Annotated in this window: 11 protein-coding genes; 4 read left to right on the top strand and 7 right to left on the bottom strand. The window is 52.8% G+C overall.

Annotation, left to right across the window (positions count from 1 at the left end):
* Positions 1 to 112 precede the first annotated feature (112 nt).
* Both EQM14_RS11800 and EQM14_RS11795 read left to right on the top strand, forming a co-directional pair.
* Positions 113 to 1,861: a sensor histidine kinase gene (locus EQM14_RS11800; protein WP_164919068.1), complete on the top strand. Its 1,749-nt coding sequence runs from the start codon at positions 113 to 115 to the stop codon at positions 1,859 to 1,861.
* Between the two features lie 198 nt (positions 1,862 to 2,059).
* The gene (locus tag EQM14_RS11795; RefSeq protein WP_128743238.1) at positions 2,060 to 2,938 is read left to right on the top strand and encodes a hypothetical protein; all 879 of its coding nucleotides are present in this window, start codon (positions 2,060 to 2,062) and stop codon (positions 2,936 to 2,938) included.
* 161 nt (positions 2,939 to 3,099) lie between these two features.
* Here the strand turns inward: EQM14_RS11795 and EQM14_RS11790 are convergent, their stop codons facing one another.
* The 5 genes from EQM14_RS11790 to EQM14_RS11770 all read right to left on the bottom strand — a co-directional run bounded on the left by EQM14_RS11790 (position 3,100) and on the right by EQM14_RS11770 (position 6,995).
* Positions 3,100 to 3,525: an Hsp20/alpha crystallin family protein gene (locus tag EQM14_RS11790; protein WP_128743236.1), complete on the bottom strand. Its 426-nt coding sequence runs from the start codon at positions 3,523 to 3,525 to the stop codon at positions 3,100 to 3,102.
* A gap of 95 nt (positions 3,526 to 3,620) precedes the next feature.
* On the bottom strand, positions 3,621 to 4,046 hold the full coding sequence (locus EQM14_RS11785) for an Hsp20/alpha crystallin family protein (RefSeq protein ID WP_128743234.1): 426 nt from the start codon (positions 4,044 to 4,046) through the stop codon (positions 3,621 to 3,623).
* A 52-nt stretch (positions 4,047 to 4,098) separates the two neighbouring features.
* Positions 4,099 to 4,521 (bottom strand): Hsp20/alpha crystallin family protein, encoded by a 423-nt coding sequence (locus EQM14_RS11780; protein ID WP_128743232.1) that lies wholly within the window; start codon positions 4,519 to 4,521, stop codon positions 4,099 to 4,101.
* Between the two features lie 201 nt (positions 4,522 to 4,722).
* Positions 4,723 to 6,468: an ABC transporter ATP-binding protein gene (locus EQM14_RS11775; RefSeq protein ID WP_128743231.1), complete on the bottom strand. Its 1,746-nt coding sequence runs from the start codon at positions 6,466 to 6,468 to the stop codon at positions 4,723 to 4,725.
* Positions 6,469 to 6,479: 11 nt separating this feature from the next.
* On the bottom strand, positions 6,480 to 6,995 hold the full coding sequence (locus EQM14_RS11770; RefSeq protein ID WP_128743229.1) for a peptidylprolyl isomerase: 516 nt from the start codon (positions 6,993 to 6,995) through the stop codon (positions 6,480 to 6,482).
* Between the two features lie 177 nt (positions 6,996 to 7,172).
* On the opposite strand from EQM14_RS11770, the gene EQM14_RS11765 reads away from it, so the two are divergent.
* Together EQM14_RS11765 and EQM14_RS11760 are read left to right on the top strand one after the other, a co-directional pair.
* A complete protein-coding gene (locus EQM14_RS11765) occupies positions 7,173 to 7,967 on the top strand; it encodes an exodeoxyribonuclease III (protein ID WP_128743227.1) in 795 nt (264 codons plus the stop codon).
* Positions 7,958 to 9,550, top strand: coding sequence for an MBL fold metallo-hydrolase RNA specificity domain-containing protein (locus tag EQM14_RS11760; RefSeq protein ID WP_128743225.1), 1,593 nt, complete (start codon positions 7,958 to 7,960; stop codon positions 9,548 to 9,550). Before EQM14_RS11765 ends, EQM14_RS11760 begins: the two co-directional genes overlap by 10 nt.
* 57 nt (positions 9,551 to 9,607) lie before the next feature.
* On the opposite strand, the gene EQM14_RS11755 is transcribed toward EQM14_RS11760, so the two are convergent.
* Both EQM14_RS11755 and EQM14_RS16825 read right to left on the bottom strand, forming a co-directional pair.
* Positions 9,608 to 10,876, bottom strand: a complete 1,269-nt coding sequence (locus EQM14_RS11755) for a sensor domain-containing diguanylate cyclase (RefSeq protein ID WP_128743223.1) — start codon at positions 10,874 to 10,876, stop codon at positions 9,608 to 9,610.
* Between the two features lie 202 nt (positions 10,877 to 11,078).
* Complete coding sequence (locus EQM14_RS16825; protein ID WP_128743222.1) at positions 11,079 to 12,362, bottom strand: 2-hydroxyacyl-CoA dehydratase; 1,284 nt, start codon at positions 12,360 to 12,362, stop codon at positions 11,079 to 11,081.
* Between the last annotated feature and the right edge of the window lies 1 nt (position 12,363).

The following is a 12,363-nucleotide window of genomic DNA, read 5'->3' as shown; positions in this document are numbered from 1 at the left end:
ATTGACATTAAGAAAAATATGCAAATATGATAAAATATAGAAGCAAATTTACAATAATTGGAAACGTGCCCGCACGGGCGGACCGGGTTCTTAAAACATGGAGGAGCAGGATATGAAAAAAATATATTCGATCAAGTATAAAATGTTTTTTGCCATATTTGGTCTGCTGATCCTATTCCTTTTGTTCTTTTGGATTGTCATTAACGACACCTATGCGAAGAGTCTTTATCAAAATGAGATCAATTATAATGTGCTTTCCACGGATAAAATCAAATCCGAATTGGACGGGATCATAGAAAATTCTCAGCACACCGCCACGATTCTGTCCACCAGCAGTCAGCTGGAGCCTTTCCTTTACAAGAAGGTCAATAAAAATATTTCGGACAATAATGTGGCGGCCATGAATCTGTTTTTACAAAACATTTCAAGTCTGGAACCATATGTAAACAGCATTCAGGTGATTGGAGACGACGGGCAGATCGGCGCAACCGATTCCGTCATCAATACGGCGGATACGCTTGACTTTTATACGAAGCAAATCAGAATGGAAGGCTCCGATACGCCTTTTTGGACTGAAAAACACACGCTGGTCCAGAAATATCCCAAAAATGTTTCCGATGTTTTTTCCTACATCTATCCGATCATTAATTCACAGGAACCGGAGGATAAGGCTTATATCGTGATTAACATCAGTTACGAATACATAGAAGAAGAATTTGTCAATTTTGCGATTGAGGAAAACGAAAGCGCATTCATCTGCAGTCCCGGCGGCAAGATCATCTTTGAATATCCGCTTTCCACTTCGTTTGAGCCGGTGATCAGGCAGTTCCCAGAGATATTGATGAACAACGATTTCGTTCAGGATAAAAAGGTTTTCGGAGTGGACAACATCGTTGTCTGCAAGCAGCTGAACAATATCAACTGGAAAGTGATCCGTGTGATCCCCGCCGATCTGGTTACGATCGAAACAAAGAAAATGAACGTTTATTTTAAAATCGTCCTGCTGCTGGCTGCGGGGATCTCTCTGCTGTTTTCCATGCTGCTGGCCCAAAAATTCACCAAACCGATCCGGGCCCTGAACGACGCCTGCAAAAGTGTGGAAGTCGGAAATCTTTCCTACCATGTTGAAATCCGCGGCAAGGACGAGATGAGCCAGCTGTGCCATTCCTTTAATCTGATGATCGATAAAATCAATGTTTATCTGAAGAGAGAGCTCGACAACCAAAAACAAAAGACCGAGATGCAGTTTCAGATCCTGCAGGCTCAGATCAATCCCCATTTTCTTTATAATACGCTGGACTCCATCAAATGGCTGGCGGCGATGCAGAATATGGACAATATCGTGGAAATGATCACAGCGCTCATCAATCTGCTGAAATACAATCTCTCTCCTCATGATTCCCTGACAACTCTGAAAGATGAAATCAACAGCGTGACGAATTATGTTACGATCGAAAAACTCAGGTATCTTGATATGTTCGAACTGACGACTTCCCTGGACGAGGGTACGCTGAATCATAAGATGATCCGGTTTCTGCTGCAGCCGTTGGTTGAGAACAGCATTATTCACGGCTTCAGGGATGCCGAGCGGGTCTACAGAATCCAGATCACCTCTTACTATCTTGATGATATGCTGCATATCAAAGTGATCGATAACGGCTGCGGGATGGATATCGGAAAGCTTCAGCAGATCAATTCCGGATTCAAAAATGACAAACGCTTCAACAATATTGGAGTGAAAAACATCCAGGAGAGAATCCAGCTTAACTATGGATCCCGATATGGGCTTTCCTACCACAGCGTGCCGGACTCCGGAACGACCGCCGAAATCACTTTGCCAATCGAAAAAGACAAACCGTAATTTAGATGTTCCTCCCGCGCACCCTTCGGCCGGACCGGACGTGGATTTTTTGATTCGGCGGTGATATAATGATACCAATGTGCACAGCCGCGCGGGAAAACGGCCTGCCGCTTCTGCTTGTGTGAGCGCTCCGCGAAGACCGTCCGTCCGGTCCGGCAGCTGAAATCATGGCCTTCGGTTTAGAGAGGGGGACCCCGCATGGATGTTTATTGGAAAATCTGCCCCGGGCAGGAAGCGCCCGCCGGTGAAAAGCCGGGCCGGCCGCTGCGTGTTGACTGGAGCTTTTCTTACGACGGGCTTGAGTACCGTATTCCCCTGATTTATCTGTTCGATCAGGGAATTGTTTTTGACGTGGTTGCCGTGCTTGAGAATGGAGCGGCCCGCGTTTTTTATGACCGGTGCCATGACGAAGGTGAAACCCTGTCGGAAGAGGAAAGGGAAGTTGCCTGGGCGCAGCTGCCGTTCATTGAGGCCCTTCCGTTAAAAGGCTTTCTGATTAATGGTCAGAAAATCGAAAACGGATGGCGCGGGCAGGGAAGATTCTATTTTCCCTGGGACCCCCACGACGGGGGAGAGCTGCAGCCGCTGATTGGGGAAAACGGGTTTTTAAAAGACGCCTGTTTCGCATGGACGCGGTGCCATGTGCCTGTTTCCTCCCTCCTCGCGCTGAAAACCCTGACGGTTTGCCTGCATGAGACCCGGCGTTCTTTCCCCGTCGGGGCCCGCTTTTTCCTTCCGGTCGGGAAAATGGCCGAGGACCGAAAAATCGAATTTATTCATCCGGTAACGGGGAATGCGCACCGCCTTATTGTTGATGCTTTGGAATGCGTGGACCTGCACCAGATTCTTTCCAGTTCACCGGATTTCGCGCGGCGTTACTGTCCCTGTCTGCGGTATATGATCGATCCGCCCTTGCCTGACGCGGAAAAGCTGGAGATACGGCAAGTCGGTTCGCGGACTGCATCTTCTTCTTCCGATGATGCGGTTGCGGTTGGATGGATCGGCATGGCGGACGGGCCGGTCGCTATTTTCCGTCCGCCGGGCGGCGCGGTTTCCCCGTCAGGCAGGCTTTTCTGAACCCGGCCGAATCCGTTCCGGAGCAGGTGGAAATCTGGATCCCGTTTTTATCCATGCCAAGGAATCCGGAAATGGAATTCACTTTTTCTTTGGATTCTACGAAAAGCGGACAATAACAAAAAAGAGGATGCATGCGCATCCTCTTTTTTGTACATGGCGTATTATTTCACTTCGATTTTACGCGAAGCGGGCTTTGTCTCAGCCAGTTTCGGAAGTTCCAGGTTTAAAACGCCATCCTGATAGCTCGCGTTGATCTTGTCGGCGTCGATGCCCTGGAGGTTGAAACTGCGGCTGAAGGCGCTGTACCTTCTTTCGCGGCGGACATAGTTCTTCTGGCCGCCGCCGGATTCTTCCTTGTGCTCGGCGGTCAGCTGCAGCCTGTCGCCGTCGACGGAGAGCTTGATGTCCTCTTTTTTGAATCCCGGCAAGTCGGCCTTCAGCACAAACTTGTCATTTTCCTCCAGAATGTCGGTTCTGCAGGGAGCGGACTCCGCTCCGAATTCACCGAAAAAGCTGCTGTTCAGCATCCGGTCGAATGTGTCAAAGATGCTGCCGGACCTGCTTTCAAATGGAACCAAATCGAACATACTGAAAACCTCCTTTAAATTGAATCAGAGTCATATTTTGAAAGTCCTGCGCGAAGGGCGCGCTGACGGAGCCTTGCAAAGGAATACTTTTCGTATTATTGAATCTCAATTTTACGGGAAGAGGGCTTCGTTTCTACGATTTTCGGCAAATCGAGGGTCAATACGCCGTCCTGATAGCTTGCGCTGATCTTTCCGGTGTCGATGCCCTGAATGTCGAAGCTGCGGGCTAAGGAACCGTATTTCCTCTCCCTGCGCACAAAATTCTCTCCGCTGCCGTTCGCTTCTTCCCTGCGCTCGGCGGAAAGGGTCAGCACATCGCCGTCGATGCCGATCTTGATGTCTTCCTTCCGGAAGCCGGGCATGTCGGCCATCAGCACGAACTTGTCTCCCTGGTCGAGGATATCCGCGCGGCAGGGAGCACAGTCGGCGTCCGGGCTGCCGAAAAATCCGTTGTTCATCACCCGGTCGAAGTAGTCGAAGATCCCGCCGGATCTGTTATCAAAAGGAACCAAGTCAAACATAGAAAAAACCTCCTGTTTTTTTAGTGATTCATCTGCCGTTATGATGAGCCGGCTATTTTACTTCAATTCTTTTTTCCTGCGGTTTTGCCTGGACCAGTTTCGGCAGTTCCAATTCCAGCACGCCGTTTTGGTAGCTTGCGTTGATCCGGCCAGGGTCGATGCCGCTGATATCGAAGCTCCGGCTGAACGCCCCATATCTTCTTTCCCTGCGAAGATAATTCTTTTTATTTTCGTTTCCTTCTTCTTTATGTTCCGCGCTCAGGACCAGCCGGTCGCCCTCCACGCTGATGTTGATTTCCTGCTTTTGAAATCCGGGCAGATCCGCTTTCAGAACATATCGATCGCCTTTGTCAAGGATATCGGTCCGAAAGGAATGAAAAGAGTCCATACCGTTCCAGAAACTTTCGCCCATCATGCGGTCGAATTCATCAAACAAACTGCTTTCGCTGTGTCTAAAAGGAATCAAATCAAACATACTCGAAACCTCCGTTTCCGTTTGATCTATCGGGAATTCTTTGTTTTCCCTTTCAACAACTACAGTATATCTGCCATATATGAATAATTTTTGAAATAATCTTTGAATTATTATGAATTTTAGCACTCTAATGAAAAGAGTGCTAAAACTTTATAAAAAGAACGGGGCCGCCCGGATCCGGGCGGCCCCGCGGCCGTTCGATTATTCCATCTCCTCCAGCCCTTCATACTGAAGATTGTAATACCTTGCGTAGATCCCGTCCGCGCGCAGCAGAGAATCGTGTGTGCCGCTCTCCAGAATGCCGTCGTCGCCGATGACGACGATCTCGTTGGCATTCCGTATGGTGGACAGCCGGTGCGCGATTACGACGGTGGTGCGGTCCCGGCTGAGCAGGTCGAGCGACGCCTGAATCCGGCGCTCACTTTCGTTGTCCAGGGCGCTGGTGGCTTCGTCCAGAATCAGGATCTTCGGGTTTTTCAGAAAGACGCGGGCGATGGAGATGCGCTGCTTCTGACCGCCGGAAAGACGCGCGCCGCGCTCTCCGACATAAGTGTTGTAGCCGTCCTCCAGACCCATGATGAAATCGTGGATGTTGGCGTTGCGCGCGGCCTCGACGATCTCCTCGTCCGACGCGTCCGGCCTGCCGTAGGCGATATTGTCGCGGATGCTGCCGGAAAACAGGTAAACGTCCTGCTGCACGATGCCGATCGCGTTCCGGAGAGATTCCAGGCGGATTTTCCGCACGTCGATTCCGTCGATCGAAACGCTTCCGCCGGTCACGTCGTAAAAGCGGGGGAGAAGGGAACAGAGCGTCGTTTTGCCTCCGCCGGAGGGGCCGACCAGCGCAATGGTCTGCCCTGCGTCGATTTTCAGATCAATATGGTTCAGGACCTGTTCGGACTCGTTGTAGCTGAACGAAACGTCCCGGTATTCAATGTTTCCTTTCACTTCGCCGAGGTCCACGGCGCCGGGCCGGTCCACAATCTCCGGCTCGGTCTCGATGACTTCGAGAAACCGCTTGAAACCGGAGTATCCCTTCTGGAACTGCTCGGTGAATTCCACCAGAACGTCGATCGGGTTGATGAAGATCGTGATATACAGGGCGTAAACGGCGAGGTCCGAAAGTTTCAGCCCGCCGTAAGCGATGAAGTATCCGCCGCTGATCAGAACGGTTAGGTACAAAAGGCCTTCAAAAAAAGAATTGCCGGCGCGGAAAATCCCCATGATCTTATAGTTGTCGATTTTTGAATCGAGAAACATCAGGTTGCTCCGCTCAAATTTGTCATGTTCGAGCGCCTCGTTCCCGAAGGATTTCACCACGCGGATCCCTGCCAGACTGTCCTGTACGCGGGAATTGACGCCGGAAATTTTCCTCCGGTTGTCCATAAAGGTCGCGCGCATCTTTTTGTTCTGGCTGATGCTGAACAGCACCATGACCACGGTCACGGCCGCCAGAATCAACGTCATCGGAACGTTGATAAACAGCAGAAGCAGAAAAGAACCGAGGAGCTTGACCACGGAGATGAAAATGTTTTCCGGGCCGTGATGCGCCAGTTCCGAGATATCAAACAGATCGGAGACAAGGCGGCTCATCAGGTCGCCCGTGTTGTTCCGGTCGTAGTAGGAGAAGGAAAGGCGCTGGAAGTGGTCGAACAGGTCCTGCCGCATGTTGCTTTCCATCCGCGCGCCCATCACGTGGCCCCAGGAGGTGATGAAATACTGGCAGCCGTAGCGGGCGGCGCACATCAGGAGCAGAAGGCCGGCAAGCGGCCAGAGAATCCGCAGGATCTGTTCCGGTCCCCGGGCAAATACCCCGCTGGTCAGCCAGCGGAGAACCTGCGGCAGGGAGATGTCGATCGCGGAGAGAAGAAGCGCGCAGAAGATGTCAAAGTAGAAAATGGCTTTGTAAGGCCGGTAATATCGAATAAATTTTTTAAATACGGACATGCTGCCTTCCTTTAAACGGTTTTTGGTTTTTCATAGGTTTCACCGAAGGTTTCCACCGTCATGGAGTCGATGGCTTCGTCCTCCAGAGGCTTGTCGTCATAGTCCCGGGGCACGTTGACGATCCGGTCGATTTCCTCCATGCCGGAGATGACCCGTCCGAAAGACGCGTACTCACCATCCAGATAAGGGGAATCCTCCACCATAATGAAGAACTGGGAGCCTGCGCTGTTCGGTTCCACGGTCCGCGCCATGGAAATGACGCCCCTTGCGTGTTTCAGGTCATTTTGAAAGCGGTTCGAGGTGAATTCTCCGCGAATGCTGTAGCCGGGGCCGCCGGTTCCATTGCCAAGCGGGTCGCCCCCCTGAACCATGAAATGGGGAATCACGCGGTGAAACAGCGTCCCGTTGTAAAACCCCTTTTGGACCAGAGAGATAAAGTTGTTCACAGTATTTGGGGCGATATCGGGGTAAAGTTCTATCTCGGCCGAGCCCCTAGAAGTTTTCATGGTAACAATCGGATATTTCATGAAGCAATCCTCCATTTGTGATATTCGGTCCGGACAATAATCCCATTATAGCCGGGAAATCCGTTTTATACAAGACGGAGTTTGCAAAACCTGAATGGAGAATGGAAATCAATGCAAAATGATGACGAATGGGGGACGAATATGGTATACTATGTTTAAAAAGGGAGGGAAATGCCGGTGAAATTGATTTCATGGAATGTCAACGGCCTGAGGTCGTGTCTGAACAAGGGATTTTTGGACTTTTTCGAACAGGCGGAAGCCGATGTTTTTTGCATTCAGGAAACGAAGATGCAGCCGGACCAGGCGGAGCTGACGCTGGCGGGATATCGGCAGTACTGGAATTCGGCGCAGAAAAAGGGATATTCCGGGACGGCGGTGTTTTCCAGGGTTGAGCCGCTTTCCGTTCGGTACGGGATCGGGATTCCGGAGCACGACACGGAAGGGCGCTGCATTACGCTGGAATTTCCTGATTTTACGCTGGTCACGGTTTACACGCCGAATTCCCAGCGCGAGCTGGCCAGGCTCTCTTACCGCATGCAGTGGGAGGATGCGTTCCGTGAATATCTGGCCGGCCTTGACGCGCATAAGCCGGTGATTGTGTGCGGAGATATGAATGTCGCCCGCGAGGCGATCGATTTGAAAAATCCAAAGAGCAATCTGCGCAATGCCGGCTTTACCGAGGAGGAAAGGGAAAAAATGACCCGGCTGCTCGAATCCGGCTTTACAGACAGCTTCCGCTGGCTTTATCCGGACACGGTCACTTATTCATGGTGGTCATACATGTTTCACGCGCGGGAAAAGAATGCCGGCTGGCGCATCGATTATTTCCTGGTGTCGGATGAGCTGAGGGAACGGGTCGGGGACAGCAGGATCCTGACCGATGTCATGGGAAGCGACCATTGCCCGGTGGAGCTTGTGCTCAGGGACGGGGCTGTGCGGAATGGAAAACAGGAGGAAGAAAGATGCAGCTGACTTTTTACGGAGCGGACAAGGAAGTGACGGGAAGCTGCCATTGTCTGGAGGCCTGCGGGAAACGGATCCTGATTGACTGCGGGCTTCAGCAGGGCGCGGACGGAGGCGGCGACAGGGACTTGCCGTTTTACGCGCAGCAGATCGACTATGTGATCGTCACCCACGCGCATATCGACCACAGCGGGCGTCTTCCGCTGTTGGTCAGGAACGGATACCGGGGTAAAATTTACGCGACGGGGGCTACCTGCGACCTGCTGTCCATTATGCTGCGCGACAGCGCGCATATTCAGGAAATGGACGCCGTGAACGAGAACAGAAAGGGAAAACGGGCCGGCAGGGAACCGGAAGAACCTCTGTATACGGTCGAGGACGCGCAGGATACGATCCGGCGTCTGGAACCCTGCGTTTACGACGAAATGGTTCCTCTGTGCGAGGGAGTCCGGTTCCGCATGGTCGACGCGGGACACCTGCTCGGTTCCGCCTCCGTGGAGCTGTGGGCGGAAGAAAACGGGGAAACGAAAAAGATCGTGTTTTCCGGCGATATCGGAAACCTGAACCAGCCGATTATCCGGGACCCCCAGTATATTCGGGAAGCGGACTATGTAGTGATGGAATCCACCTACGGCAACCGGGAGCACGACCCGATCACGAGCTATATTCCGGACCTTGCGAAGGTGTTCGATGAAACGCTGGCCGCAGGCGGCAACGTGGTGATTCCCAGCTTCGCGGTCGGCCGGACGCAGGAGCTGCTCTATTTCATCCGGGAGATGAAAGCAAAAAAGCTGGTGAAAAGCGTGCCGGATTTTCCGGTCTATGTGGACAGCCCTCTCGCCGCCGAGGCGACGGAAATTTACAGCGGCGATCTGACCGGCTATGCGGACGAGGACACCGTCCGTGTGATCCGCGAGGGATTCCGCCCACTGCGCTTTTCCAACCTGCACATCTGTGAGAGCGTCGAGGAGTCCAGGGCCCTGAATGAAGACGGCGTGCCCAAGGTGATTATCTCCTCCAGCGGAATGTGCGAGGCGGGCCGCATCCGTCATCATCTGAAACACAATTTGTGGAGAAGGGAATGTTCGATCGTTTTCGTCGGGTACCAGGCAAACGGAACGCTGGGGCGCATCCTGGTCGACGGAGCGAAACAGGTCAAGCTGTTCGGAGAAGAAATCGCCGTCGAGGCCCGCGTCCACAATTTCAAGGCGCTGTCGGGGCACGCCGACCACAAGGGCCTGCTGCGCTGGATCGGGTCGTTTGCTCAAAAGCCGGACCGCGTGTTCGTTGTCCACGGCGAGCAGGAGATCTGCCAGGAATTTACGGAGGAGCTGAACGCGCTGGGCTACCACGCTTACGCGCCGAATTTCCGGGCGGTCGCGGATCTGATCAGCAACACCATCCTGGAAGAGGGGACCGAGCCCGCCCGCGTCAAGGCAAAGGCGAGAAGAGTGCAGGCCGCGTTTGCGCGTCTGGTGGAAGCCGGACGCCGCCTGATGCGCGTCATTCAGGAAAACGAAGGCGGCGCAAATAAAGACCTTGCCAAATTTGCCGACCAGATCAATTCGCTCAGCGACAAATGGAGCCGGTGACCGTGCTGATAAACAATAAAACGCGCCGCTGCAATAGGAAATTGCAACGGCGCCGGTCTATTGCCGGGAGTAAATACGGTATTGATTTTTACCGTGAGCTTTGGAGTAATAGAGTGCAACATCCGCTTTTTTGTAGAGCTCCCGGTAATCCGTTCCGTCTTCCGGGTAAAGAGCCACGCCGATACTGCCGCTGACCTGAAAAGAGGGATCTTCCAGATGGATTTCCCCAAACATGCCCGTGAGCGCGTCCAGCTTTTCTGTCAGGACTTCGCGGGAACCGCAGTCCTTCATCAAAACGAAAAATTCGTCTCCGCCGATCCTGCCCACGATATCCGAGCTGCGGAACAGGGCGGAGAGCCTCTGCGCGACGTTTAAAAGCGCCGCGTCTCCCTGAATGTGGCCGAGCGTGTCGTTGATCCGTTTAAAATCGTCGATATCAAGCATGATTGCCGCATGGCGGCCGCCGTTTCCGCTGCCCGCCAGAAAGCTCTCGATCAGGGACTGGGTGCACCGTTTGTTGTAGATCCCGGTCAGCCCGTCTTTCTGAGACTGCTTTAAAATCTCCAGTTCCTTTCGTTTTCGCGCGTCGATATTCTTGACGTAACCGATGACCTTCAGCCCGTTTTCCGGGTCGCCGCTCCGAATGACAGAGGTGGAGACCCAGGTGACCTCGCCGGACGGCAGCCTTTGCCGATACTCCAGAACGATTTCCGGCACGCCGGAGCTGTTGAAAGTCTCCAGCAGGTTCCGCCGGTCGAAAGTCCGGCGGAATTTTTCGGCGTCCTCCTCATGCACGGCCTGATCCGCGAGCTTGCCGATCAGATCTTCGAATCGTTCGATATGATGAAAGGAAAAGACCTTTTGATAGGTTTCATATCCATAAATCAGCTGGTCATGGGTGAGGTCCGCTTCAAAAACCCGCTCGCAGGTAAGCTCAAGCGCGGAACGGTATATTTTTTCATTTTCGTAAAGCAGGCTCTGAAGCTGCCGGCTTTCCGTCAGTTCTTCCGTCTGGCTTTCCACGCGGCCCATCAGCCGGTTGAACGCGGCGGACAGGCGGCGAAAATTATCGTTTTCCGCATAACAGGAAAACCGGGCGCCGTAGTCGCCGCCGATCGCCCGGTGGATTGTATGAAGGAAATCGCCGGTCGGCTTGTCGACATAGCGGTACCAGACGATTAAAAGCAGGCAAAGAGAAACCGCGGCGGAAAGAATCAGCGGCCCCGGAGTCATTCTGCTTTCCTGGAATCCGTTCGTCTGACAGGCAAAGGTGACGGCTGACAGGAAAAAGCCCAGGATCTGGAACCAGAAAGACTTGCCCTTCACGGAGAACTCCTCCAATCTGTCCCACGTCCGGCCCCATGGCTTGGCATCCCGGCCTTTCGGCGGGTTTGCCGTTTTACTTATTGACGGGAACCACAGTCAATATATAAAGTATATGTCGATGGAGGATTCTATGCAACCAATTTTATCCGCGGAAGGCAATTCCGGGAATAGCAACAAATATTCAATTTATTTTTAGAAAACATTACCGCTCCTTTTCTTGCTGCGCAAGTTTTTCTTTTGCCACCGCCAGCATCAGTTTGATTCTGTTTTCCTGGTTGACCCTGGTGGCGCTTGGATCGTAGTCGATCGGAACGATGTTGGAGCGTTCGTCAACCGCCCTGATCTTGTGGATCATTCCCTTGCCGCAAATATGATTCGGCAGGCAGCCGAACGGCTGCGCGCAGACGATATTCCCGTATCCCTGTTCGGTCAGCTCCATCATTTCCGCCGTCAGGAGCCAGCCCTCTCCCATCTTGTCGCCGTAGCCGATCACGCCCTTGACCAGGCTCTTTGTGTGGGCATATGGAGTGGGGGCGAGATACCGCGGCTCTGTTTTGACCGCTTCGATCAGAATGTCCTGCATTTTCAGAAGATAGTTCATCAACTTTTTGACAACGAAATGTTTGACCGGGTTTCCGCCGTAGAGGCGGATGTCGTCCAGCCGGTTATCGACCTTGAACAGGGCGAAGCCCATCAGGCCGGGCACATTGATTTCGCATCCCTGTTCCTTGAGGAAATCCTCCAGGTTATTGTTCCCCAGCGCGGCGTATTTGACGTAAATTTCACCGACGATTCCGACCTTGACCCTGGGCACGTTTTGAATCGGAACAGCGGCGAAATCGTGAACGATACGGTTCAGATTCTCCGTCTGCTCCCGGAGCGAAAGGCCGTGGCCGTGATTGAACTGATCGGAAAGCTCCGCAATCCATTTCTCGACTTTTTGTCCGCTTTCCCCCTTGTTGGCCTCATAGGCTTCCGTCTGGTTGTGCAGCAGCATGAGCGCGTCGCCGTAAACGATGCCGGCGACGAATTTGCGGATCATGGAAAGGGTGATCTGAAATCCCGGGTTGTGCTCCAGAAACGACAGGTTCATCGAGATGACGGGAATCTGTGTGAGGCCGGCCTTTTTCAGAGCCTTGCGCAGCAGGTGGATATAATTGGAAGCGCGGCACCCGCCCCCGGTCTGGGTGATGACCAGCGCGGTTTTGTTCAGGTCGTATTTTCCGGAGTGCAGCGCGTCGATAAACTGCCCGATCACCAGCAGAGCGGGGTAGCAGGTGTCGTTGTGGACATACTTCAGTCCCTCCTGCACGATATTCGGCCCGGTGGTGTCCAGCAACTCGAAATGGTAGCCGCAGTTGTTCATCACGTTGACGATCAGGCGGAAATGGATCGGCGCCATCATCGGAGCGAGAATCGTGTATTCCTTTTTCATTTCCTTCGTAAACAGAAGGCGCCCCTTTTTATTGTATTTCAACTTTGCCATG

This window comes from Caproiciproducens sp. NJN-50, from assembly GCF_004103755.1.
GTDB lineage: Bacteria > Bacillota > Clostridia > Oscillospirales > Acutalibacteraceae > Caproicibacter.
Note: the sequence above shows the minus strand (reverse complement) of the source record. Positions and strands in the feature narration are given on the sequence as shown.

Excerpts from the sequence above, each read along its gene's own strand:
- EQM14_RS11800 (WP_164919068.1), top strand. The coding sequence starts at position 113 with ATGAAAAAAATATATTCGATCAAGTATAAAATGTTTTTTGCCATATTT.
- EQM14_RS11795 (WP_128743238.1), top strand. The coding sequence starts at position 2,060 with ATGGATGTTTATTGGAAAATCTGCCCCGGGCAGGAAGCGCCCGCCGGT.
- EQM14_RS11790 (WP_128743236.1), bottom strand. The coding sequence starts at position 3,525 with ATGTTCGATTTGGTTCCATTTGAAAGCAGGTCCGGCAGCATCTTTGAC.
- EQM14_RS11785 (WP_128743234.1), bottom strand. The coding sequence starts at position 4,046 with ATGTTTGACTTGGTTCCTTTTGATAACAGATCCGGCGGGATCTTCGAC.
- EQM14_RS11780 (WP_128743232.1), bottom strand. The coding sequence starts at position 4,521 with ATGTTTGATTTGATTCCTTTTAGACACAGCGAAAGCAGTTTGTTTGAT.
- EQM14_RS11775 (WP_128743231.1), bottom strand. The coding sequence starts at position 6,468 with ATGTCCGTATTTAAAAAATTTATTCGATATTACCGGCCTTACAAAGCC.
- EQM14_RS11770 (WP_128743229.1), bottom strand. The coding sequence starts at position 6,995 with ATGAAATATCCGATTGTTACCATGAAAACTTCTAGGGGCTCGGCCGAG.
- EQM14_RS11760 (WP_128743225.1), top strand. The coding sequence starts at position 7,958 with ATGCAGCTGACTTTTTACGGAGCGGACAAGGAAGTGACGGGAAGCTGC.
- EQM14_RS16825 (WP_128743222.1), bottom strand. The coding sequence starts at position 12,362 with ATGGCAAAGTTGAAATACAATAAAAAGGGGCGCCTTCTGTTTACGAAG.